Origin of the sequence: Georgenia sp. SUBG003 (genome assembly GCF_000715355.2) — a bacterium.
In the GTDB taxonomy this organism is placed as follows: domain Bacteria; phylum Actinomycetota; class Actinomycetes; order Actinomycetales; family Actinomycetaceae; genus Georgenia.
In genome coordinates, this window is sequence record NZ_CP180204.1 from 4,096,816 (window position 1) to 4,116,827 (window position 20,012).

The following is a 20,012-nucleotide window of genomic DNA, read 5'->3' on the forward strand; positions in this document are numbered from 1 at the left end:
GGCGGGCCCGTGAACCTCAACACCGCCACGGCGGCCGAGCTCGACGAGCTGCCCGGCGTCGGCCCCGCCATCGCCCAGCGCATCCTGGAGTGGCGGGAGCTCAACGGCGGCTTCGGCTCGGTGGAGGATCTCGACGAGGTCTCCGGTATCGGCCCCGCCACCCTCGAGCGGCTGCGTCCCCTGGTGACGGTGTGACCGTCCCGACGGCTGCGCCGACGACCACGGGCGGGCCGCGGGGACCGGGTAGGACCGTGCGGCGCCGTCGTCCGGTGCAGGAGCAGAGCACCGTGCCGCCCGCACCGCTGGACGCCCGGCTCGTGCCGGCGCCGTCGCGGGCGTGGGTGGCGCGCACGTGGCGGTCGCCCGACCACGTCGAGCGTGAACGTCATCGAGAACTCGTGCGCGATGGCGGTGAGCGCGTCCTCGACCTCGCGGCGCGGCGCCGTCGTCTCGACCTGCACCCGCATGAAGAACAGCCCGGTGGAGGGGTCGCCGAACTGCTGCGACTCCGTGATGTTGCCGCCGTGCTCGGCGAGCGCGCCGGAGACGGCGTGGACGATGCCCGGCCGGTCCGGGCAGGACAGCGCGAGGACGAGGTGCTCCTTCTGGGTGCTCACCGGCGGCAGGGTAGCCGCCCGGTCGACGGCGGGGCGCGTTCCGGTCTGCGGGTACGGGCCACCGGCGCGGCCCGTGGATGCCAGACTGGGGGCATGGACGACGTCACGATCGACCTCATCACGGAGGACGTGGCCGGTGAGCTGCTCACCGTGCGCCGCGACACGAGGCGATGGAGCAGGACCCCACCGCCATCGACCCGCAGCGGCCCATGTGCAGCGAGCCCGGCAAGGAGACGATGGTGGCCCATGGCCACTGCTACCCCGAGAATCGGGCGACCCTGCATCTGCACGGCGGCATCACGCCGTGGATCTCCGACGGCACGCCGCACCAGTGGATCACCCCGCGGCGAGGACACCCCGTACCCGGAGGGCGTCAGCGTCGAGGACGTCCCCGACATGCCGGCGCCGGCACCGACGCCCCGACGGACAGCTCCACCGACGGCGACGTGGTCGGCGACATCGCCGACGACATCACGGTCGTCGCACCCGTCACCGCCCCCCGTGACCGTCGAGGGAGCCGCGGTCAGCGTCCTCGGGCGACGCCACCACGGAGTCCGGCACACCCACGCCGGCACCGGACCCCGCAGACGTGACCGTCACGGACGCCACCGCCGACGGAACGCGCCGCTGCGCCAGCCGTGCCGCCGTCATCGCCGCGGCGTCCCCGAAGATCGTCGCCGCGGCGCCGTCGCGGACCACCCGACGCTGCGCCATGACCACCACGCGCGTGAAGTGGCGGGCGACGAACTCCATGTCGTGGGTGATCGTCACGACCGCGCGCCCGCGTGCGGACAGGTGCGCCGCGATGGCGGCGATGCGCTCGAGCCCGGCCCGGTCCTGGCCGGCCGTCGGCTCGTCCAGGACGACGGCGTCGGGGTCGACCGCCAGCACCGAGGCGATGGTGACGAACTTGCGCACGGACAGCGGCAGGTCGTGAGGGTTCTCGTCGAGGAGGCCCGCCAGGCCGGCCAGGTCGGCCGCCTCCCCGAGCCGGCGCCGGGCCTCCGCCGGCTCCAGCCGCAGCCGGCGCAGCCCGTAGGCGATCTCCCGGCGCACGGAGCTGTTGAAGATCTGGTCGTCGGGGTTCTGGAAGACGTACCCGACCCGGCGGGCCACCTGCGCGGCCGTGCGCGTGCGCGTGTCGACGCCGTCCACGCGGACGGTGCCCGACGTGGGCCGCAGCAAGCCGTTCATCAGCTTCACGGTGGTGGTCTTGCCCGCACCGTTCTGACCGATCACGGCCACCGACTCCCCCGCGGCGACGGCGAGCGAGACCCGGTCCACGGCGAGCGTGCCGCCGGGGTAGCTGTAGGAGACGTCCTCGAGCTCGACGAGCGCCATCACGCCTCCCCCGCCCGGTGCGGGACGCCGGGACCGGCGGCTCCGCCGTGGTCGCCGCTGCCCGGCCGGTCCGGCACGGCGCGAGGGCGGCGGCCAGCGCCGCCACGGTGAGCGGGGCGCCGGCCCCTGCCAGCGCCCGCGCCCGGCGGGTCGCGGCGCCGCGACGGACGAGCTCGGGCGGGGCGGGGTCCAGGACGACGACGCCCCACAGGGCCCGGCTGCCGGGGTCACGCAGCAGGGCGCGGTCGCCGACCCGCAGGGGGAGCGGACGGCGCAGCCGCAGCCGGGCGAGGTCCTCCCCGAGCGGGCGGTGGTGGACCTCCACCGACGCGGCACCGACGTGCAGCAGGGGCCGCTGCGACAGGGGCGCGGGGGGTGCCGCGGCACCGGCCCGCCGGAGGCGGACGTCCACCGCGTCGGTGACGTGCCAGGCGCCGGGCGTGACCAGCACCGACCCGCGCTCGAGGCCCCCGTCGTCGCCGGTGAGGTTGAGCGCAACCCGCGCGACCCCGCAGGCCGCGGGGACCTCACGGCCGAGCGACTGCACCGCCCGGACGCGCACGGTGCCGCCGTCGTGGGTCAGCCGGTCGCCGGGCGCGACCCGACCGGCGGGCAGGGTGCCGGTGACCACCGTGCCGGCCCCGCGAACCGTGAAGCGGCGGTCCACCCACTACTGCATGCCGTCGTCGGCGTAGGCGCGCATCGCGCGGGTCAGCAGGGCCGTCGCCACGTGCTTGCCCCGCCAGTCGGGGAGGACGCCCAGGATCTCGGTGTAGCCCTCGCTCCAGCCGAGCGCCGGCCAGTCCTGGTCGTAACGGCTGGACATCAGGTAGCCGGCCACCTGCGCGCGGTCGCTGGAACGGTCCAGGGCGACGAAGCTCCAGCTCGGCACGTGATGGGTACGGCCCTCTGCCCACGTCTCGGGGGTGTGCGGCTGAGACCCCCACTGGTCGCCGAAGGCCTTGTTGTGCGCGCGCACCGCGTCTCGATCTCGGGGGTCCCTCTCACCCTCCCCGTGCCGTTCGCGGCCGCGCTGCGCCGCGGCACGCCCGCCGTCGTCGGCCGGGTCGAGCGCGACCGGCTGCTGCTGGACCTGTGCGCCCGTGCCGCCGGAGCAGGACGAGGAGCTGGTCGCGGCGGTGCGCGCGGCCGCGGCGGCGGTCGAGGGCTGAGGCGTGCACGTCGTCGCCACGGCGGGCCACGTCGACCACGGCAAGTCCACCCTCGTCCGCGCCCTGACCGGCACCGACCCCGACCGGCTGCCCGAGGAGCACCGCCGCGGCCTGACCATCGAGCTCGGGTTCTGCTGGACCACGCTGCCCGGCGCGGCGACGTCGCGTTCGTCGACGTCCCGGGCCACGAACGCTTCGTGCCCACGATGCTCGCCGGCGTGGGGCCCGTGCCCGTGGCGCTGCTGGTGGTGGCCGCGGACGACCCGTGGATGCCGCAGACGGCCGAGCACCTCGCCGCCCTGGACGGGCTGGGCGTCCGTCACGGCGTCGTCGCCGTCTCCCGCGCCGACCTGGCCGACCCGGCACCCGCAGCCGCGCGCGCCGTCCGGCACCGTGTTCGGCGCCGCGCTGGGCGCGCTCATCCTCACCGTCATCAACAACGCCCTGCCCGCGCTCGGCATCGACCAGTTCTGGCAGCGCGCCATCGTCGGCGCGCTCATCATCGGTGCGATCGGCCTCGACCGCCTGGTCTCCCTGCGCCTGGCCGCCTCGCTGAGGAGGAGCTCCTCCCGTGTCCGTTGACCAGAAGAACTCGCCCGACCGGACGCGAGGAGCGCCTCGCCTTCAGGCCGACCCTCCGGCTGGGACGCGACCACGCGATCATCGTGGTGACGGTGCTGTTCCTCGTCGTGGCCTCGGTCGGGACCGAGCACTTCGGCACCGCGCGGAACTTCGGCTTCCTCGTCCTCGACCTCGCGCCGATCCTGCTGCTGGCCCTGCCCACCGACCTCGATCATCCATCACCGGCCAGATCGACCTGCGATGCTCGCCCAGGTCGTCGCGGCGATGGCTGTCGGAGCCGCCGACGACGTCGGGGGCGGTGCTCGGGCGCCACGCCGTCGGGATCGTGCTCGTCCGGCCCGAGCCGACGTACGTGCCCGCCGGCACCGAGCCCACCACGGCGGAGCGCGCCGCGCTCGTGGAGCAGCTCGACGCCACCGCGGGCCTCGAGCGGGTGACGGAGAACGACTCCGGTGCCGTCTGGCGGGTCTCGCGGGAGGAGGGGCAGCCCGGTGCGGCGGACTCCGTGGCCCGCGCCCGGGTGGTGGACGCCGACGGTGCCTGGGTGCAGGACGTCGAGGCCGGGCAGGTCCGGATCGGCACCGAGCTTCCCTCGGGACCGGAGGGGGCGCACGCTTGTGCTGGCGGAGCGCGCCGACGCCGGCTGGCGCGCGTGGTACGACGGGCGCCCGCTGCGGGCGACCACCGACGGGTGGCGGCAGGCGTTCGACCTGCCCGCCCACACCGGGACCCTGACCGTGGCCTACGAGGGCGCCGGGCGCCAGGGCGTGGACGTGGGCGCAGGGTGTCGTCGTCGGCCTGACCGTGCTGCTGGCGCTGCCGATCCGACGACGCCGGACGGAGGTGGACTGATGCGCGAGGACCAGACGTCGGACCCGGAGCGGGACGACGCCGCGGCCCGCGAGGGGACGACGCGGGCGGTGGCCCCGGACGGCACCTCGCCGGCGGAGACGCCGCGGGAGCTTCTTCCTGCACCACCCGCGGGTCCTCGACGCCGTCGTCGTCGCGGCCTACCTCCTCCCCGCGCTGGGCGGGGGAGGTCGTTCCCGAGCTCCTCGGCGACGACGCACCGGGCCGGGCCGAGCGGGTCGTCGTCCTCGCCGTCGTCCTGCTGACTGCGACGGCCCTGTGGTGGCGGCGCCGGGCGCGTGCGGGTGCTCGTGACGACGGCGGCCCTGCTCGCCGTCTCGCTCGCCGTCAGCCGGGACACCTCGAGCATCGAGATCGCCGCGGTCCTGGCGCTCTACGCCGTCGCGGCGAACCGGCCCGCCTCCACCGCGTGGGGCTGCCTGGCGCTGCTCAACGTGGTCGCCGGCGCTCCCTCATCCTGTGGCTGGATGTCTCCAGCCAGGAGTCCGCGGTGGTCACCACCACCACGCCGGACTCGGAACGGGTCCAGGAGGTGACCCAGCTCCAGGCGCTCGTCGTGGTCCAGATCACCGTGCTCGTGCTGTCGACGGTCGCGTCGCGCTCCTCCTTGGCCCGGACCCCACGGAAGAACCAGAGGAGCACCAGCACGCCCAGAGCCAGCAGGGCGAGCATCAGCCAGACGTTGTCGTCGGCCGCCAGGATGCCGGCGACGATCAGCACGAGGCCGACGGCGGACACGACCGCCCCGCCGGTGTCGAACTCGCGGCCCGGGTCCGCGGGGAGCGGGTCCCGGATCCTCCGGCTCAGCAGCACGATGACGCCGATGACCAGGGCCTGGAAGACGAAGGCCGCCCGCCAGCTGATCGCGGAGGTGATCAGCCCGCCGATCAGCGGGCCGGCGGCGGCGCCGACGCCCCGAGGGCCATGATCACCCCGAACGCCGGAGCTCACCGAGCTGCTCCGCAACGCGCACGTGGGCCGAGCCGCCGCCGGACGACGGCATCGTCGAGTCGGGCATGGTCGTCACCGCGACCATCGCGGGCAAGGAACGCACGTTCCTGCTCGGCTCCCGCGAGGGCGCCGTGGACGTGGACATCGACGTGTCTCCGAGTCCTCTCCGCTCGGTGCGGCGCTGGTGGGCCGGTCGGCCGGCGACACCGTGACCTACGAAGCGCCGAACGGGGCCCGGATCGAGGTCAGGATCGGCGAGGTCAAGCCTTCCGGGGCTGAGCGAGAACTCACGACGCGCCCTCGGGGGCGGCCCGTCGTCGTCTGCGCGTCCACGCCCGGACGTGTCCGCGACGATGCGCGTCGGTGCCGTGCTGCCTCGGCGCCGGGCCGTAGGGACCGGTCTCGAGGCGGGGACTTCCTGAGGGAAGGTGCAGTGTCATCTCAGCGCTCCGAGGTCGTGGTCGAGAGCACAGCCGGCAGCCACGGCCTGGTGGTGCCGTTCTTCCCCAGGGTCGGCCCGCCCGGGTGCGGTGCGCCAGAGACGTAGGTCCCCGCCGCCTCCGTTCCGCACTGCCCGGTCGAGGCCGGCGCCGACGTACCCTGGACCGGCGTGCAAGATCCCGTCGACGCGCGCACCGCCGCGAGCGAGGTCCGATGAGCGTGAGGCAGACGTTCGACCAGGTCCGCGACGGTGCCGTCGTGCTCGCCGAGTACGCCGTGGAGACCGTCTACGCGGCGGGCCACCCCGAGTGGAGGCGGTCAGGTGCGACGGCCGAGGAGGAGTCGCGCGAGCTCCCGGCGCCCGCACCCCACCCGGCCGGGACGGCCCTGCGCAGGGCGGCCGCCGGCGGCGCAACCTTCTCGTCCTGGTTCTCGCCGGTGTCGTGGTGAGCGTCGGCGTCGGCGTCGTCGACGGGCTGGACGACGAGCCCGGCCCCCGGCCGACGACCGCCCCGACCGCCTCCCCGCGCCCGTCATCCGTCCCGACGACGCCCGGCCCGACGCCATCGGACCATCGCCTCCGGGCGCAGCGCGTCCAGGCCGGTGAGGACGGACTCCGGGGTGGGGTCGGTGATCTCGCCGGCCAGCAGGCCGTCGGCGATGAGGACGACCCGCTGCGCGTAGGCCGCGGCCGTGGGGTCGTGGGTGACCATGACGATGGTCTGGCCGAGCTCACGCACGCAGGTTCGCAGGAAGGACAGCACCTCCGCGCGCGCGGGAGCCGGGGGCCGAGGTGGTCCTCCTGCGCACCGCGCCGGCCCTGGCGCCCTCCGGCGGGGCGATCGCCCCCCTCACCATGCTGATCCGGCTCGGGCTCGGCGGGCCGATCGCCGGTGGACGGCAGTGGTTCCCGTGGATCACCCTGGCCGACCACGTCCGTGCCCAGCTGCACCTGGTCGACTCGACCGTGACAGGCCCCGTGAACCTCGTCGCGCCCGCGACGTCCGGCAGGCCGAGCTGGTGGAGGCCCTGGCCGAGGCGATGCACCGCCCCGCCGTCGTGCGGGCCCCGCGGGCCGCGCTCGCCCTGGCCGGCGGAGACTTCGCCGACTTCCTCGCCTCCTCCCGCCGGGTCGTGCCGCATGTGCTGCTCGACGACGGATTCGCGTACCTCCACCCGGACCTGGCCTCGGCCGCGCCGTGGGTGGCGGACCGCGGCCGCCCCGCCGTGACGGACGCCGGGACCGGCCGCCGGTCAGCCTGACCCGCCGCCGCACGCCGACGTCTCGCTCAGCCGCCACGGCCGCGGTCCGGCGAGCACCATCCGGAGGCAGCGGGCCTCCTGCGCCGCCACGGGCTGCGGTTCCGCGCCGGAGAGTCGGTCGGCGTCGAGGGGCACGAGCCGGTAGGCCTCCTGGCGCAGGACCGCCTCGACGACCGCACGCGGTGCCGGCCCGCCGTCGGCCGACACGAGGGCGACGTCCTCGACCGTGGTCACCAGGCCCTCTGGCCGCAGCCCGGCGGTGCGCAGCCGCTCCGTCAGCCGGTCGTCCTCCTCCGCGGCCGGCGACCCCGGGACGGTCAGCCCTTCGAGCGTCCCGGTGCCGCCGCGGCTCAGCGCGGTGTCGCGCGCGCCGACGAGACGGTGCACGACGGCGGGCGCGTCGAAGTAGGCGGTGGAGCGCAGCGCGGTGCCCGCCGCGCCGGGCGGCAGCAGCTGGCCGAGCGCGCCCCAGCCGGTGGGCAGCAGCTCGGGCGCGCTGGTCAGAGCGGACAGCGGGTTGCCGAGCAGCAGCACGGTGGCACCGCCGAGCACCATCCCGGGCAGCCCGGCCACGCATTCCAGGCCGAGGAGGGCGGCCGCGGTGGCGGCGATCGCGAGCGCGACGACGCCCGCGTTGGCCCAGTAGCTCCCCTCCAGCGCTCCGAACCAGCCCTGCAGGATGGCGACCATCGCCATTCCGCCGACGACGCCGACCGCGAGCACCCCGGCCACCCGCCGGCCCTGCCCGGGGCACCTGCATGCGCAGCGCGGAGGCGGTCGCGATGCCGCCGAGCACGAGCGGCAGCGCACCGGCCGCCAGGCCCACGCCGCGCGGGTCGTCCTCGGGCAGGGGCACGGACGTCGGTGACCTGCACGGGGACGTTCTGCGCCTCGCCGAGCCCGGCGGCGACGTCGGTGAGCAGCTGGGCGACGGCGGGGCTGCCGGCGGGCGCGGTCAGCAGCTCGGCCCCGAGGGTGGACTTCCCGGCCCCGTTCGGTCCGATGATCCCGACGAGCTCGCCGGGGTGGACCTCGAGGTTGCAGCCGTTGAGGATGTTCACCCCGGGCAGGTAGCCCGCCACGACGTCGCGCGCGGCGAGGATCGGCTCGCCGGCGGGCGCCGGCGTGCAGGGCGCTCCCGGTCGTCGACGCGGTCATGCCGGTCACTCCTCCTCGAGAAGCGAGTCGTCGCCGAGGTCGCGGTCCTGGTGCGAGCCCAGGTAGGCGTCGACGACGGCCTGGTCGTGCATCACGCTGCCCGCGGGGCCCTCCGCCACGATCCGGCCCTCGGCCATCACGACTACCCAGTCGGAGATGTGCCGGACCATGTGCATGTCGTGCTCGACGAGAGATGGCGCGGGCTCGGTCACCGCGGGGCCCGGCGTCGTGAGCGCGGTGCCCCACCTCACCTTTAGCCCTAGTAATTAGCAACACTAATGACCTAGACTAACGACCGGAATGACAGAGACCTCGACACCCCAGCACCGCGCGGAGCGCCGCCCCGACCTGGCGACCAACGTGCCGCATCGCCGTGCTCCGTCTCTCGCGCCGGCTGCGCAACGAGTCGACGCTCGAGGTGACGGAGGCGCAGCACTCCGTGCTCTCCGCCCTGTACCACCTCGGGCCGATGACGGCCCGGCACGCTGGCCGAGCACGACCATGTGCAGCGACCCTCGATGACCCGGACCATCGCCTCGCTCGAGGAGCGCGGCCGCTGAGCTTGTCGACGGCGTAGTGGGCCGCACGCGGTCCTTGCTGATGTCGAAGAGCACCAGCCTCGCGAACTCCATGCCCTTGGCGCGGTGCATCGTCATCGCGAGCGGGTTTCCCTTGCGGGGGCGCTGTTCCCGTCCACGAGACGGACGCGACGCACGTTCGTCGAGGCCGTGCACGAGCTCCTGGGCGCTCTGGCCTGTCCCGGACGAGGATCCCGACTCGTCTCCGGGAGCCCACGTCCTCGGCCGAGCGCGCCCGCAAGCGCGAGCGCGCCACCGGCTCGCTGAGCGGGTCCTGGTCGCGGGTGACCGGCGAGCTGACCCCCGTCACCACGGGCGAGATCCGTGCGGTCGGCGTCCTGGGCGGCGCCCCCGACCCGGGCGCCCGGCCCGACTGGCTCTGGCTGCTCCACGACGACTCGGCGCCCGCCCCCGCGGCCCTCGACCAGCTCCTGCACGTCGCGGAGTCGGGACGCTCGGTCGCGATCGTCGGCGCCAAGCAGCGTGACTGGTCGGAGCCGGACCGCCTCCTCGAGGTGGGCGTGCGCGCCACCCGCACCGCCCGCCGCGTGGCCGACATCGAGCCCGGCGAGATCGACCAGGGCCAGCACGCCACCGCGAGGACGTCCTCGCGGTCGGCACGGGCAGGGGGCGCTCGTGCGCGCGAGCGTGTGGGAGGACGCTCGGCGGGACCGACCCGGCCCTGGGCCCGTTCGGCGACGGCCTCGAGCTCTCCCGCCGTGCCCGCCTCGCCGGCCACCGCGTGGTGGTCGTGCCCACCGCGGTCGTGCACCACGCCCGCGCGTCGTACCTCTGAACGAGTCCGCGAACTGGGTCCTGCGCCGGTTCGGCGTCGAGCCCGCCGAGGAGCTCTCCGGCGGCCGGTCCGCCTCGGAGCTGGCCGCCCTCGTGCGCCGCTCCGCCGAGCACGGCACCCTCGACGTCTCGACGGCGACCCTGCTCACCCGGTCGACGGGCTCGGCGCCCTCACCGCCGTCGACGTCATGACCGACCGCGGGCGGGTCCGCACCATGACCCGGGAGCACACCGCCGCCGACGCGTCGACCTCGCCCGCGCGACCGGCCACTCGCGTTCCCGTGATCGGCGACGGGAACGACGACATCGTGGGTCTGGTCCACCTGCGCCGTGCCATCGCCGTGCCCTACGAACGGCGTGCGGAGGTGCCCGTCTCCTCCTCCTCGCTGATGGTCGACGCGCCCCGGGTGCCCGAGACGCTGGCCCTCGCGCCGCTGCTCGTGCAGCTTCGTGACACCATCGGCGCCCGCAAGGGAGACACCGTCGTCGAGGTGACGACCTACCGCACCGAGGCGTACGAGGTCGGCTCCCGCAAGCCCGAGGTGCAGTACGGCGACACCCTCGAGGGCGACCTCTCCCGCCGGGACTTCACGGTCAACGCGATGGCCGTGCGGGTGCCGGACATGGTCTTCGTCGACCCGCACGACGGCCTCGGCGACCTCGCCGAGCACCTCCTGCGCACGCCGGTGAGCGCCACCCAGTCCTTCGACGACGACCCGCTGCGCATCATGCGGGCGGCGCGGTTCACCGCACAGCTCGGCTTCGACGTCGACCCGACGTCATGTCCGCCATGTCCGCCATGGCGGAGCGGCTAGGGACTTCCCGGACCTCACCGTCGCCGAGAACATCTACATCGGCCGCCAGCCCCTCGGCCGCGCCCGCGCCATCGACCGGCGCGCCATGCACCGCGAGGCCGCCGAGCTCTTCGCCCGGCTCGCCGTCCCGATCGCCCCGGACCGCCTGGCCCAGGGCCTGTCCATCGCCGACCAGCAGATCGTCGAGATCGCCAAGGCCATCTCCCGCGGCGCCCGGATCCTGGTCATGGACGAGCCGACCGCGGCGCTCTCGGGCGTCGAGGTGGAGCGGCTCTTCACCGTCGTGCGGGCTCTGCGGGACGACGGCGCTGCGGTTCTTTCATCTCCCACCGGTTCGACGAGATCGAGGCCCTGTGCCGCCGGGTCACCCTTTAGTTGCTGAAAGGTGCGTTGAAGTGTTGGTATGTATGTGTTAAAGTATTGAAAACCCTTAAAATTGGTTGCACAGAAAAACCCCATCTGTTAAAGTTATAAGTGACCAAACAAATAACTAAATAGATGGGGGTTTCTTTTAATATTATGTGTCCTAAAGTAGCATTTATTCAGATGAAAAAATCAAGGGGTTTTTAGTGGACAAGACAAAAAAGTGGAAAAAGTGAGACCATGGAGAGAAAAAGAAAAATCGCTAATGTCGATTACTTTTGAACTTTCTGCATATTCTTGAATTTAAAAAAGGCTGAAAAGAGTAAAAAGATTTGTGCTGAAAATATTAGAGTATAAAACAAAAATCGTGAAAACAGGCGAAAAGAAAAGTTGTATCGAGTGTGGTTTTTGTAAATCCAGGCTTTGTCCAATGTGCAACTGGAGGAGAGCAATGAAACATGGCATTCAGTCACAAAAAGGTTGTTGCTGAAGTTATTAAACAAAAGTGGCAATGGTGCCGCGCCCGGCGCATGCCGGGGCGATGCCGCTTCGCCCTGCTGGTCCGTGCCGGACGGCCCGAGCGTCTGGGCGACGTGATGCTTTTCGGCGTTTCCAGCGCCGCGCGACTGATGCGAGCGTTGCTCGCACCGGTCGACCCACGCGACGATGCGCGCCTGGCTGACACGGTTCGCGCGAAGCTGGCGCGGGGCCGCGGGGGTGGCCGGTGACGGAGGCAGGGCGGGATCCCCTCCGGGCCGAGGGCACCGATTCGCCTCAGGTGGAGCCTGCGGGATGGACGCCGTCGGGACCCACCTCCGACGACGACCCGCCTCCGTTCTAGCCCGGTTGGCGCGGCACGTCGGGGGCGACGCCCCCGACCCGCCCCCATGCGGCATTGGTGCGCGAGGGCGGCGGCGGGCCTCCGTCAGAGAGGTAGGCGCCCCCGGCACGCGGGGGGGACGTCACTCCCTCGCTCGCAGGTCGCCCGGCACGCGGGGGGAGGTGACGCCCTCCCTCGCTCGCAGGTCGACGCGGCGCGGGGAGGGCGACGTCCCGCGCCAATGCCCTGCGCACCCGCAGCCCGGGGCACGCCGTGCCCCCGGAGACACCACGAGCCGGATCGCTCCGGGGCTCGCAGGGGCACGACCAGCTGCCTGGCGTCCGTCCGACGGTCAGCCGACGGGCGTGAGCAGGCTCTCGCGCCGCAGGAGCTCGTCGGGAACCGTGTCGGGCACGTGCACGCCCCTCGGCGACCGCCACGCGGTCGGACACGGCGCGCAGCACGAAGCTCAGCGGAACGTGAGCGCCTCGCAGATGGAGGCGAGCAGCTCGGAGGAGGCCTCCCTTCTGGCCGCGCTCCACCTCGCTGAGGTATCCGAGTGACACCCGGGCGGCGGACGAGACCTCCACGACAACGAGTGTTGGAACGTCCACTTCTTCAAGCACCGCGGCCACTGGGACGTGAGCTGGCGCGACGACCACGGCAGGCACCGCGAGCACGCCGGCTCGTACCGCAAGGCCGTGAAGGAGTTCAAGGACCACTGCGACGACCACCGCGGTCACCGGTACGACCGCGACCACCACGACCGGTACGACCACGACAAGAAGTACGACCGCGACCACGACAGACAGACGCACGACTAGCGCGACGCGGTAGCGCATGACGCGTCGTCCGCGAGGCCCGGACGGGTCCTCCGGTACGGTGGAAGCCGAGCGCGGGCCGCGGCGCGAGAGTGCGAACCCTCCGGCGACACCCGTCAGCGCGAAGGCGACGGCGCCGCCGCCGAGGCCCTGGGTGAGCAGCGCCTGGACCGCTCCGGGCAGCGCCACCAGCGGGGCGACCGCCAGGACGAGCGGGGCGAGCGCGAGCCACGCCAGCGCGGCCGGCCGCCGGTGCGGCGCAGGTGCTCCGCCCAGCCCAGGAGGGCGCCCGTGACCGCGCCAGGAAGGAGCAGCGCGAGGAACGTGCCGCGCCACCCGAACGTCGAGGCAGTGCCCGCGAGCGCGAGCATGTACCCGCGCAGACCGGCGGCCCAGGTGAGTCCGGCAAGAGCTCCGACGGCGACCGCCGCAGGCGCGGAGGGTGCCGGTGTCCCGGGACCTGGACGGCCAGCGAGGTCCTCCAGAGAGCCGGGGGCCGACGGCGAGCGACGGCGTGCCGGTGGACACGAGGAGGTCGCCGAGCAGGCCGGGGGTGGCGTCGTAACCGTCGCCCGCAGCGGCGTCGAGGTAGGTCTGCCACGCGGGCACGGCGCCGTCCTCGGCGACGCTCTGCAGGCGGCGGCAGGTGCCGTAGTCCTCCATCGGGACGTCGGCGGCGCGGCGTCCGGCGGAGAGGGCGAGCCAGCCGTCGGCCGGGCAGGTGGTCGAGCGGACCGACCGCACCACGAGGTTGGCCGCGGCGCCCCCGCCGGTCAGCTCCCACAGGTTCGGGGTGGCGAGCGCCGAGAGGTCCTCCCAGCGCAGTCCCGTCGTGCCGACGACGACCACGGGAGCGTCTGCGTCGGCGGTGGCCGCGTCGCCGTCTACGAGATCTTCCGGCTCTCGGCCGTCGAGGGGCTGGAGCGCCTGCCGTACAGCCTGAAGGTCCTCGCCGAGAACCTCCTGCGGACCGAGGACGGCAAGAACGTCACGGCCGACCACGTCCGCGCCCTCGCCGGCTGGGACCCCAAGGCCGAGCCGAGCACCGAGATCCAGTTCACCCCGGCCCGCGTGGTGATGCAGGACTTCACCGGCGTGCCCTGCGTCGTCGACCTCGCGACCATGCGCGAGGCCGTCGCCGAGCTCGGCGGCGACCCGCCCGCATCAACCCGCTCGCCCCCGCCGAGCTGGTCATCGACCACTCGGTCGTCATCGACGTCTTCGGCCGCGCGGACGCGTCGAGCGCAACGTCGAGATCGAGTACGGCCGCAACAAGGAGCGCTACCAGTTCCTGAGCACGGTCTCGTTCGAGGTGGGCAGCGAGGCCGTCGAGCAGGTCCAGTTCTCCGTGCCGGGCGAGGCCCTGGAGTACCTCGTGATCTACGGCCCCACGCCGGCGCAGGTGCTCGAGCGGTACACGGCGCTGACCGGGCGCCCCGCCCAGGTGCCGGCGTGGTCCTACGGCCTGTGGCTCTCGACGTCGTTCACCACCGACTACGACGAGGCCACGGTCAACCGCTTCATCGACGGCATGGCCGAGCGCGAGCTGCCGCTGAGCGTCTTCCACTTCGACACGTTCTGGATGCGGGACTTCTCCTGGACCGACTTCGAGTGGGACCCGCGCGTCTCCCGCACCCGGAGGCCATGCTCGCGCGGCTGCGTGAGCGCGGGCTCAGGGTGAGCGTCTGGCTCAACCCCTACATCGCCCAGCGAGCACGAGCACGACCAGGCCGGGGATGACCAGCAGGATGAAACCCAGGGCGGTCAGGATCGCCATGATCACGGCGGCGAGCAGCGCCTGGGCGAAGTTCGGTACCCGGAAGAAGTCGCCGAACGCCAGCCGCCTGCCGTCCACCGTCTGCAGCGCCGCGGAGACCAGCCCGCGGTGATGGCGAAGTTGATGACCATGAAGAGCAGGTTGACCGCCGTCGCCGCGGGGTCGAACGCGAAGGTCATCGTCGGGTCGAGCCGGTTGGCGTCGACGTTCCGGTTCCGGATCGACTGCTCGATGCTCGAGCCGATCCCGGACACCACGAGGAGCACGAGGGCCGCCACGATCCAGGGCCCGGCGTTGGCCTTGAAGCCCTGCCAGGCGTAGCGGAACGCCTCTCCGACCGACGCCTTGCGCTGCGTGTACGCCTGCTGGGCAGGGGGCGCCACCGGCGCTCCGCCGTAGGCGTAGCCGGGGGGCTGCCCGTAAGCGGGCTGCTGCCCGGCATAGCCCGGCTGGGACTGCCCGTAGGCCGGCTGCTGCCCGGCGTAGCCCGGCTGGGACTGCCCGTAGGCCGCTGCTGCCCGGCATAGCCCGGCTGGAGGGCCCCCCAAAAAATTTCCCCCCGGGGGAAAAAATTTTCCCCCCGGGGGAAAATTTGGGGGGTTTTTAAAAAACCCCCCAAAAAAGGGGGGCCCCCCTTTTAAAAAACCCCCCGGGGGGTTTAAAAAACCCCCGGGGGGTTTTTCCCCCCTTTTTGGGGGGAAAAAAGGGGGGCCCCCCAAAAAAATTTTTCCCCCCGGGGGGAAAAAAATTTTCCCCCCCGGGGGGAAAAAATTTTGGGGGGTTTTTAAAAAAACCCCCCAAAAAAGGGGGGCCCCCCTTTTAAAAAACCCCCCCGGGGGGTTTTAAAAAACCCCCCCGGGGGGTTTTCCCCCCTTTTTGGGGGGAAAAAAGGGGGGCCCCCCAAAAAATTTCCCCCCGGGGGAAAAAATTTTCCCCCCGGGGGGAAAAAAATTTTTTGCACGGCGGCGTGGCGCTGGGCGGGGAGATGTCCGAGGACGGCATCGAGACGATCACCCCGGTGCCGGGGTACCTGTAGACCGCGAGGGAGATACGTGAGCGTCCACCGCCCGATGGGCATCGAGACCGAGTACGGCCTCATCGAGCCCGGCAACCCGCAGGCGAACCCGATGGTGCTCTCCTCGCACGTCGTCTCCGCGTACGCCTCCAGCCCCGGCAGCGCCGGGCGCGGCGGCCAGGTGCGGTGGGACTACGCGGGGGAGGACCCGCTCGCGGACGCCGCGGGTTCCGCCTGGACCGGGGGTGAGGCCGGCCGGCTGAGCGGGACCGGGTAGGCGGAGCGTGACGACGGCCACGTCCGCCGTCGTGGAAGAATCGGTCACCATGAGCGATGCATCCCTGGCCCCCTCCGTCGACGTCGAGACCTTCCCCCGCCGTCCGGTACCGGAGAAGGTCAGCCTCGACGGGATCGAGGACCGCTGGAACGAGGCGTGGACGCGCGAGGGCACCTACGCCTTCGACCGCAGCGCCACCCGCCGAGCAGGTGTAGGGTCGCACGGACCTTGCGCTCCCTACCGTCGGCGGGGTGGAGGCTCGTCGACGCGACCGGGGGGCACGGCTGCGCGCGCTCACCGCGGCCGCCTACACGGCGACGGCCGGACACCTCGAGGTCGCCCCGGAGGACGACGTCGTGCCCGCCCGCCGGAGGTGGGCGCTCACGGTACGGTCCGCGGGTGTCGCGGCCGCGGTGGTGCTGGTGTGTGCGCTCGCGATCGTCGCCGGAGCGTGGCTGAGCAGGCCCGGTGAGCCCGTCCCGCTCCCTCCACCCGGGTCCGGGTCCGGGGCCGCGCCCGGTGACACGGAGGCCGCGCCGGAGGAGGCGGTCTCCACGCCCGCCGGTCCGGGCGGCGCGACCTCGCCGGCTCCGGCAGGCGCGGCAGAGCCGTCGTCGCCCGCGTCGGTGGTCGTCCACGTCGCCGGCGCGGTCGGGGGCGCCGCGAGTGGTGGAGCTGCCGGGCGGCGCGCGGGTCGGAGACGCCGTCGACGCCGCCGGCGGGGCCGTGGGCGACGCGGACGTCGGGGCGGTCAACCTCGCCCGGGTTCTGGTCGACGGCGAGCAGGTCTACGTGCCCCACGAGGGCGAGCGACCCGACGCCCTGACCGAGCAGGGCTGGCGGATCCCGGACGCGCAGGGCAACTTCGTCTGGCTCGAGCTCGGCCGGCGCGCAACTGCCTTCGCCGACACGGCGAGGGCGCAGGGCGTGCTCGTGCGAGCCTTCGCCGGCGAGGGCGTCCGCGTCTCGGTGGGGGAGCGGGACGGGCAACGACCTCTTCCTCGACATCGCGGCCGACTGGCTTCGCGACCGCGCCGGCCTCTCCGTCCTGTAGCTCCCCCCTGCAGCTGCCCGGCCCTGTCACTGCCCCGGGCGTGTGCGTCGAGTGCGACGTCGTGGGTCTGTCGGCCCCGACAGGCCGAGAAGGTAGCGGTCGACGAGCCCGGCCGCACCCGACCCGGCCGCTGCACTCGTCGACCCGCCGCGCTCGGTGCGACCGGGCGCGACCCGCCGCGCTGGGGCGACGCCGTGGCGCGGGCCGCGCTCGGTCGCTGTGGAACCGCACACATCACCACGTGACGCCAGGGAAGGGGCCGGATCTCTGTAGGAATCCACGAACCGAAGGTTACGGTTGCGTAGCCTACGCCCGGCAACCAGCTTCAGTTCCTCCAGACGGGCGAGACGAACAACACGGACCTGCGCTCCGGGGTCCTGGGCGGGCGGACGCTGGTGGTCGCCAGCGACCGCACCAACGACGCCCTGGCGTACTTCTTCCTCGACCCGCGCACCCGGACCCTCTCGCCCGCGGGCCGCACCCCGCTCGGGTTCGAGCCGTACGGCACGTGCCTCTACGCCAGCCCGGACGGCACGCTGTACGCCTTCGCCACGCAGGCCACCGACGCCTCGGGCCAGTTCGACCAGTACCGGCTCAGCCTCTCGGGCGCGGTCACCGGGACGAAGGTGCGCGACCTGAGCACCGGGTCCCAGGCGGAGGGGTGCGCGGTCGACGACCGACCCTCCAGGCTGGACGCCGTGGACCGGCACGTGGCCGGTGAGCGTGAACACCCGGGCTTGACAGCCGGCTCGGCCGCCCGCGGCGGTGGCCCGCTCCCGCCGGAGCGGGCCACCTCTCCCGTCAGACGCAGGTGAACGGGAGGTGTGCAGGCGATGAGAGCGCCCTCATGACGCCATCATCTGCTCACCACGCGCTGCCTAGCGTCGGTCGAGGACAGCACCGGCAGCAACCGGCGGCCGGGGGAGAGCTGTACGCGTCGGCACGGAGGGAACCGCCAGTGCTGTCACCGCCCTGGACCACCACCACACCGCTCCCGGGCCCCGCTCCCCGAGGGGGACCGGCCCGGCCTCCTGACCGCGGGGCAGCAGCGACCACCGGCCGACCGCCGCGGGAAGGTTCACGGACGTCCCCGAGCGGGCCGCACCGGCGAGGCCGGCACGGGAGAGCGCCCCGCGGCGCAGCCCCGCGCCCCGTGCGCACCGAGCGGGGACGCGCCGACTGTGCGCGTGAGGCATGGGCCGGGCGGCCCGCGCCGAGCCGGGAACGGACCGGTGCCAGCGTGTCGTTGGTGGCCAGGCCGGCCCAGACGAGCTCCCACAGGGCCTCGAGCACCTCGGCAGGGGGGCACGTGGCGGGCGCGTCCTGCCTCGTCGACGCTGTCCGGGGGCAGCAGCTCGCGGAAGAAGCGCCCTCCGCCGCCGGCGAGCGCGTCGAGGAGGTGGTGGTGGAGCGGACCGAGCTCTGGTGCCGGGGCGACCGGCGCCAGGTCCGTGACCGCGTCGGCCGGCAGCAGGCAGACCAGACCGTCGAGCGACCCGTCCCGTGGCAGGCCGCTCCGGACCTCGACGAGCGCGACCTCGCCGCCACGTTCCCGCGCATGCGGGGCAGAAAGGGGTTCGGGCAGGTCCTGGTCAACCTGCGGGAGCTGTTCCTCGGCACCGCCCCCGCCCAGACCACCGACCTGCTCGCCGCCCACGAGGAACGGCCGTGGGACCTCATCGCCGGTGACCCGATGGCGCTCGGCACCCGCTTCGCCGCCGAGCGACTTCGTTCCCGGTGGGCGACCGTCTCCCCGATCGCCGTGTGGCTGCCCGGGAGGGGCATCCCTCCGACCGGCCTCGGCCTCCTGCCGGCACGTGGCGCCCGGGCGGGGTACGGGACGCGGTGCTCGGTACGGTCTCGGGCGCGGGACGGCGGCGCTGACCCGTCTGTACCGAGGCACCCGTCGCAAGGTCGGTCTCGGCCCCGACCACGAGACCTTCGCGATGCTGCGGGCGTGCCGGACCCCGCCGTCGCGGAGCGAAGTGTCCGGACCTGAGGGTCCGGTCCGGATCTTGCGCCTTTCTTGAGGTGACACGAAGGTGCTCTGAACTGCCGGTTGAGGTCGGGCCGCCAGGCTGCTCCCAGCAGCACGGAAGACCCGTGCCCGAGACCGAACCTCACCGACAAGGACCCTCCCTCATGGCCTCGACCACCGCTGAGAAGCCCCGCTCCCGCTCGAAGCTCACCAAGCGCTCGTCGCCACCGGCGTGGGCGTCGCGCTCCTGGCCGGCGGGGGTGGGACCTTCGCGAACTGGTACGACGAGGCCACCGTGCCAGGCGCCCCACGGCCAGGCCCCGTACGGCCAGCCGGGTCACGGGCAGCCCGCCGGCTACGGCGCCTACCAGCCCGGCCAGGTCGAGGACCTTGAGCGGGCCTACCAGCGCCCGGCAGCCGCCCCGGCGGACACCGGCCGGATGACGTACGACGACGTCATCGTCAAGACCGGACTCGTCCTCGGCGTCATCGTCGTCGCGCGTCAACTGGCTCGTGATGGGCGCCAGCCCGCTCCTGACGTTCGGCGGCGCCATCGTCGGCCTCGTCCTGGGCCTGGTGAACGCCTTCAAGCGTGAGCCGTCCCCGGCGCTGATCATGGCGTACGCAGTGGCCGAGGCCTCTTCCTCGGCGGGATCTCCGCCGGCGATGGCCGCCGCGTTGCTGACGACGTTGCGGTGGGAGAGCCGCACCAGCTTGGGGGATCCGGTGCTGCCGGAGGTGCTCAGCAGGAGCGCGAGCTCCGGGTGCAGGAGATGGCGCGGGGACGACGACGTCGTCTCGAACGGCTGCTCGGGGTCGCCGGTCGCGGTGATATCGGGCGGGTACCGGTCGAGGATGGCGGTGGAGCGGGCGTTCTCCGGGGTCAGCAGGACGACGTGGCCGGCGCGAGGGTCGGTGCGGGCCGCACCCCCCGCGGTGACCGCGCCGCCGTGCAGCTCGTGCAGGGCCGAGGCCTCGTGCGCCGGAGCCAGCTTCCCCGGCGAGTGCGCTCCGGACGCGCCGCCGGCCGAGCCACGTGCTGACGGCCGCGGTCCACGAGACGGCGGCGCCGAGCGCGGACGCGAGCAGGACGCCGAGGTCCGAGGAGGTCGAGTAGGGCGCGAGGACGACGATCACGTCGCGGACGACGTCGATCGTCCAGATCACGGCGACGGCGGCGGCGACGACGGCGGCGAGCAGGCGAGGCGCCAGGCTCGCGGTGGGGTCGTCGGAGATGCGGGGTAGCGACGTCGGCGCGGTGGACCCGACGGCGCGGCGGGAACCGTCTCGGCGCTGCGCCCGCGGGCGCGGCGGGGCGAGGTAG

20 protein-coding genes, 14 pseudogenes and 1 other annotated feature are annotated in these 20,012 nt (G+C 73.3%); of the genes and pseudogenes, 23 read left to right on the plus strand and 11 right to left on the minus strand.

What is annotated here, in order from left to right; genetic code table 11:
- Nucleotides 1–9: 9 nt before the first annotated feature.
- Nucleotides 10–195, plus strand: coding sequence for a ComEA family DNA-binding protein (locus DA06_RS22465; RefSeq protein ID WP_418608174.1), 186 nt, complete (start codon nt 10–12; stop codon nt 193–195).
- A gap of 245 nt (nt 196–440) precedes the next feature.
- Here the strand turns inward: DA06_RS22465 and DA06_RS22470 are convergent.
- A pseudogene (locus tag DA06_RS22470) lies at nt 441–617 on the minus strand (ACT domain-containing protein); the annotation flags it as partial.
- A gap of 170 nt (nt 618–787) precedes the next feature.
- Between DA06_RS22470 and DA06_RS22475 the strand changes: the two are divergent.
- A complete protein-coding gene (locus tag DA06_RS22475) occupies nt 788–1,210 on the plus strand; it encodes a hypothetical protein (RefSeq protein ID WP_418606080.1) in 423 nt (140 codons plus the stop codon).
- On the opposite strand, the gene DA06_RS22480 is transcribed toward DA06_RS22475, so the two are convergent.
- Both DA06_RS22480 and DA06_RS22485 read right to left on the minus strand, forming a co-directional pair.
- Complete coding sequence (locus DA06_RS22480; RefSeq protein ID WP_418606081.1) at nt 1,107–1,958, minus strand: energy-coupling factor ABC transporter ATP-binding protein; 852 nt, start codon at nt 1,956–1,958, stop codon at nt 1,107–1,109. The two genes, DA06_RS22475 and DA06_RS22480, sit on opposite strands and share 104 nt — an antisense overlap.
- A gap of 670 nt (nt 1,959–2,628) precedes the next feature.
- Nucleotides 2,629–3,150 carry a GNAT family N-acetyltransferase gene (locus DA06_RS22485; protein ID WP_418606082.1) on the minus strand — a complete coding sequence of 174 codons (522 nt, stop codon included), beginning with the start codon at nt 3,148–3,150 and terminating at the stop codon, nt 2,629–2,631.
- On the opposite strand from DA06_RS22485, the pseudogene DA06_RS22490 reads away from it, so the two are divergent.
- The 3 genes and pseudogenes from DA06_RS22490 to DA06_RS22500 all read left to right on the plus strand — a co-directional run.
- Nucleotides 3,134–3,513 (plus strand): annotated as a pseudogene (locus DA06_RS22490) (GTP-binding protein); the annotation flags it as partial. The gene DA06_RS22485 and the pseudogene DA06_RS22490 sit on opposite strands and share 17 nt — an antisense overlap.
- 188 nt (nt 3,514–3,701) lie before the next feature.
- Nucleotides 3,702–4,514 (plus strand): hypothetical protein, encoded by an 813-nt coding sequence (locus tag DA06_RS22495; protein ID WP_418608382.1) that lies wholly within the window; start codon nt 3,702–3,704, stop codon nt 4,512–4,514.
- Nucleotides 4,515–4,563: 49 nt separating this feature from the next.
- Entirely contained in the window at nt 4,564–4,827 is a 264-nt protein-coding gene (locus DA06_RS22500) for a hypothetical protein (RefSeq protein ID WP_418608383.1), read from the plus strand.
- Between the two features lie 184 nt (nt 4,828–5,011).
- Here DA06_RS22500 and DA06_RS22505 read toward each other — a convergent pair whose 3' ends face one another.
- Nucleotides 5,012–5,533, minus strand: coding sequence for a hypothetical protein (locus tag DA06_RS22505; RefSeq protein ID WP_418606083.1), 522 nt, complete (start codon nt 5,531–5,533; stop codon nt 5,012–5,014).
- Between DA06_RS22505 and DA06_RS22510 the strand changes: the two are divergent.
- Nucleotides 5,517–5,801: pseudogene (locus tag DA06_RS22510) on the plus strand (GreA/GreB family elongation factor); the annotation flags it as partial. The gene DA06_RS22505 and the pseudogene DA06_RS22510 overlap by 17 nt on opposite strands.
- Before the next feature lie 386 nt (nt 5,802–6,187).
- Nucleotides 6,188–6,424: a hypothetical protein gene (locus DA06_RS22515; protein ID WP_418606085.1), complete on the plus strand. Its 237-nt coding sequence runs from the start codon at nt 6,188–6,190 to the stop codon at nt 6,422–6,424.
- Nucleotides 6,425–6,507: 83 nt separating this feature from the next.
- Here DA06_RS22515 and DA06_RS22520 read toward each other — a convergent pair.
- A pseudogene (locus DA06_RS22520) lies at nt 6,508–6,744 on the minus strand (ABC transporter ATP-binding protein); the annotation flags it as partial.
- A gap of 250 nt (nt 6,745–6,994) precedes the next feature.
- Here DA06_RS22520 and DA06_RS22525 point away from each other — a divergent pair.
- Entirely contained in the window at nt 6,995–7,237 is a 243-nt protein-coding gene (locus DA06_RS22525; protein WP_418606086.1) for a DUF1731 domain-containing protein, read from the plus strand.
- Here the strand turns inward: DA06_RS22525 and DA06_RS22530 are convergent.
- From DA06_RS22530 to DA06_RS22540, 3 genes and pseudogenes are all read right to left on the minus strand, one after another.
- Complete coding sequence (locus tag DA06_RS22530) at nt 7,229–7,969, minus strand: hypothetical protein (protein ID WP_418606088.1); 741 nt, start codon at nt 7,967–7,969, stop codon at nt 7,229–7,231. The genes DA06_RS22525 and DA06_RS22530 overlap by 9 nt on opposite strands.
- 239 nt (nt 7,970–8,208) lie before the next feature.
- Nucleotides 8,209–8,340, minus strand: a pseudogene (locus tag DA06_RS22535) (ATP-binding cassette domain-containing protein); the annotation flags it as partial.
- 60 nt (nt 8,341–8,400) lie between these two features.
- A pseudogene (locus DA06_RS22540) lies at nt 8,401–8,583 on the minus strand (ABC transporter ATP-binding protein); the annotation flags it as partial.
- A gap of 185 nt (nt 8,584–8,768) precedes the next feature.
- Here DA06_RS22540 and DA06_RS22545 point away from each other — a divergent pair.
- The 5 genes and pseudogenes from DA06_RS22545 to DA06_RS22565 all read left to right on the plus strand — a co-directional run bounded on the left by DA06_RS22545 (nt 8,769) and on the right by DA06_RS22565 (nt 11,674).
- Nucleotides 8,769–8,972, plus strand: coding sequence for a hypothetical protein (locus tag DA06_RS22545; protein WP_418606090.1), 204 nt, complete (start codon nt 8,769–8,771; stop codon nt 8,970–8,972).
- A gap of 488 nt (nt 8,973–9,460) precedes the next feature.
- Nucleotides 9,461–9,769 carry a glycosyltransferase gene (locus tag DA06_RS22550; RefSeq protein WP_418608175.1) on the plus strand — a complete coding sequence of 103 codons (309 nt, stop codon included), beginning with the start codon at nt 9,461–9,463 and terminating at the stop codon, nt 9,767–9,769.
- A 460-nt stretch (nt 9,770–10,229) separates the two neighbouring features.
- A pseudogene (locus tag DA06_RS22555) lies at nt 10,230–10,544 on the plus strand (CCA tRNA nucleotidyltransferase); the annotation flags it as partial.
- A 43-nt stretch (nt 10,545–10,587) separates the two neighbouring features.
- Nucleotides 10,588–10,955 (plus strand): annotated as a pseudogene (locus DA06_RS22560) (ATP-binding cassette domain-containing protein); the annotation flags it as partial.
- 449 nt (nt 10,956–11,404) lie between these two features.
- On the plus strand, nt 11,405–11,674 hold the full coding sequence (locus tag DA06_RS22565) for a hypothetical protein (protein WP_418606091.1): 270 nt from the start codon (nt 11,405–11,407) through the stop codon (nt 11,672–11,674).
- A gap of 444 nt (nt 11,675–12,118) precedes the next feature.
- Here the strand turns inward: DA06_RS22565 and DA06_RS22570 are convergent.
- A pseudogene (locus DA06_RS22570) lies at nt 12,119–12,353 on the minus strand (helix-turn-helix domain-containing protein); the annotation flags it as partial.
- Nucleotides 12,354–12,407: 54 nt separating this feature from the next.
- Here DA06_RS22570 and DA06_RS22575 point away from each other — a divergent pair.
- The 3 genes and pseudogenes from DA06_RS22575 to DA06_RS22585 form a co-directional block, all read left to right on the plus strand.
- Nucleotides 12,408–12,590 (plus strand): hypothetical protein, encoded by a 183-nt coding sequence (locus tag DA06_RS22575; RefSeq protein WP_418606092.1) that lies wholly within the window; start codon nt 12,408–12,410, stop codon nt 12,588–12,590.
- A gap of 888 nt (nt 12,591–13,478) precedes the next feature.
- Nucleotides 13,479–13,881 (plus strand): annotated as a pseudogene (locus DA06_RS22580) (aconitase family protein); the annotation flags it as partial.
- 6 nt (nt 13,882–13,887) lie between these two features.
- Nucleotides 13,888–14,303: pseudogene (locus tag DA06_RS22585) on the plus strand (TIM-barrel domain-containing protein); the annotation flags it as partial.
- Nucleotides 14,304–14,366: 63 nt separating this feature from the next.
- Here the strand turns inward: DA06_RS22585 and DA06_RS22590 are convergent.
- On the minus strand, nt 14,367–14,912 hold the full coding sequence (locus DA06_RS22590) for a hypothetical protein (RefSeq protein WP_418606093.1): 546 nt from the start codon (nt 14,910–14,912) through the stop codon (nt 14,367–14,369).
- Nucleotides 14,909–15,049: a sequence feature (His leader region), on the plus strand. It overlaps the preceding gene by 4 nt.
- A 367-nt stretch (nt 15,050–15,416) precedes the next feature.
- Here DA06_RS22590 and DA06_RS22595 point away from each other — a divergent pair.
- From DA06_RS22595 to DA06_RS22625, 7 genes and pseudogenes are all read left to right on the plus strand, one after another.
- On the plus strand, nt 15,417–15,656 hold the full coding sequence (locus tag DA06_RS22595; protein WP_418606095.1) for a proteasome accessory factor PafA2 family protein: 240 nt from the start codon (nt 15,417–15,419) through the stop codon (nt 15,654–15,656).
- Nucleotides 15,657–15,705: 49 nt separating this feature from the next.
- On the plus strand, nt 15,706–16,128 hold the full coding sequence (locus DA06_RS22600; RefSeq protein WP_418606096.1) for a hypothetical protein: 423 nt from the start codon (nt 15,706–15,708) through the stop codon (nt 16,126–16,128).
- 197 nt (nt 16,129–16,325) lie between these two features.
- Complete coding sequence (locus DA06_RS22605; RefSeq protein ID WP_418606097.1) at nt 16,326–16,955, plus strand: SLBB domain-containing protein; 630 nt, start codon at nt 16,326–16,328, stop codon at nt 16,953–16,955.
- Between the two features lie 81 nt (nt 16,956–17,036).
- Nucleotides 17,037–17,525 (plus strand): annotated as a pseudogene (locus tag DA06_RS22610) (phytase); the annotation flags it as partial.
- A gap of 494 nt (nt 17,526–18,019) precedes the next feature.
- On the plus strand, nt 18,020–18,709 hold the full coding sequence (locus DA06_RS22615; RefSeq protein ID WP_418606098.1) for a hypothetical protein: 690 nt from the start codon (nt 18,020–18,022) through the stop codon (nt 18,707–18,709).
- 211 nt (nt 18,710–18,920) lie between these two features.
- Nucleotides 18,921–19,082, plus strand: a complete 162-nt coding sequence (locus tag DA06_RS22620) for a SipW-dependent-type signal peptide-containing protein (protein ID WP_418606099.1) — start codon at nt 18,921–18,923, stop codon at nt 19,080–19,082.
- Between the two features lie 122 nt (nt 19,083–19,204).
- A pseudogene (locus DA06_RS22625) lies at nt 19,205–19,264 on the plus strand (hypothetical protein); the annotation flags it as partial.
- 146 nt (nt 19,265–19,410) lie between these two features.
- Here the strand turns inward: DA06_RS22625 and DA06_RS22630 are convergent.
- Nucleotides 19,411–19,680, minus strand: a pseudogene (locus DA06_RS22630) (hypothetical protein); the annotation flags it as partial.
- Nucleotides 19,681–20,012 lie beyond the last annotated feature (332 nt).

Excerpts from the sequence above, each read along its gene's own strand:
- DA06_RS22475 (WP_418606080.1), top strand. The coding sequence starts at position 788 with ATGGAGCAGGACCCCACCGCCATCGACCCGCAGCGGCCCATGTGCAGC.
- DA06_RS22480 (WP_418606081.1), bottom strand. The coding sequence starts at position 1,958 with ATGGCGCTCGTCGAGCTCGAGGACGTCTCCTACAGCTACCCCGGCGGC.
- DA06_RS22600 (WP_418606096.1), top strand. The coding sequence starts at position 15,706 with ATGAGCGATGCATCCCTGGCCCCCTCCGTCGACGTCGAGACCTTCCCC.
- DA06_RS22515 (WP_418606085.1), top strand. The coding sequence starts at position 6,188 with ATGAGCGTGAGGCAGACGTTCGACCAGGTCCGCGACGGTGCCGTCGTG.
- DA06_RS22500 (WP_418608383.1), top strand. The coding sequence starts at position 4,564 with ATGCGCGAGGACCAGACGTCGGACCCGGAGCGGGACGACGCCGCGGCC.
- DA06_RS22565 (WP_418606091.1), top strand. The coding sequence starts at position 11,405 with ATGGCATTCAGTCACAAAAAGGTTGTTGCTGAAGTTATTAAACAAAAG.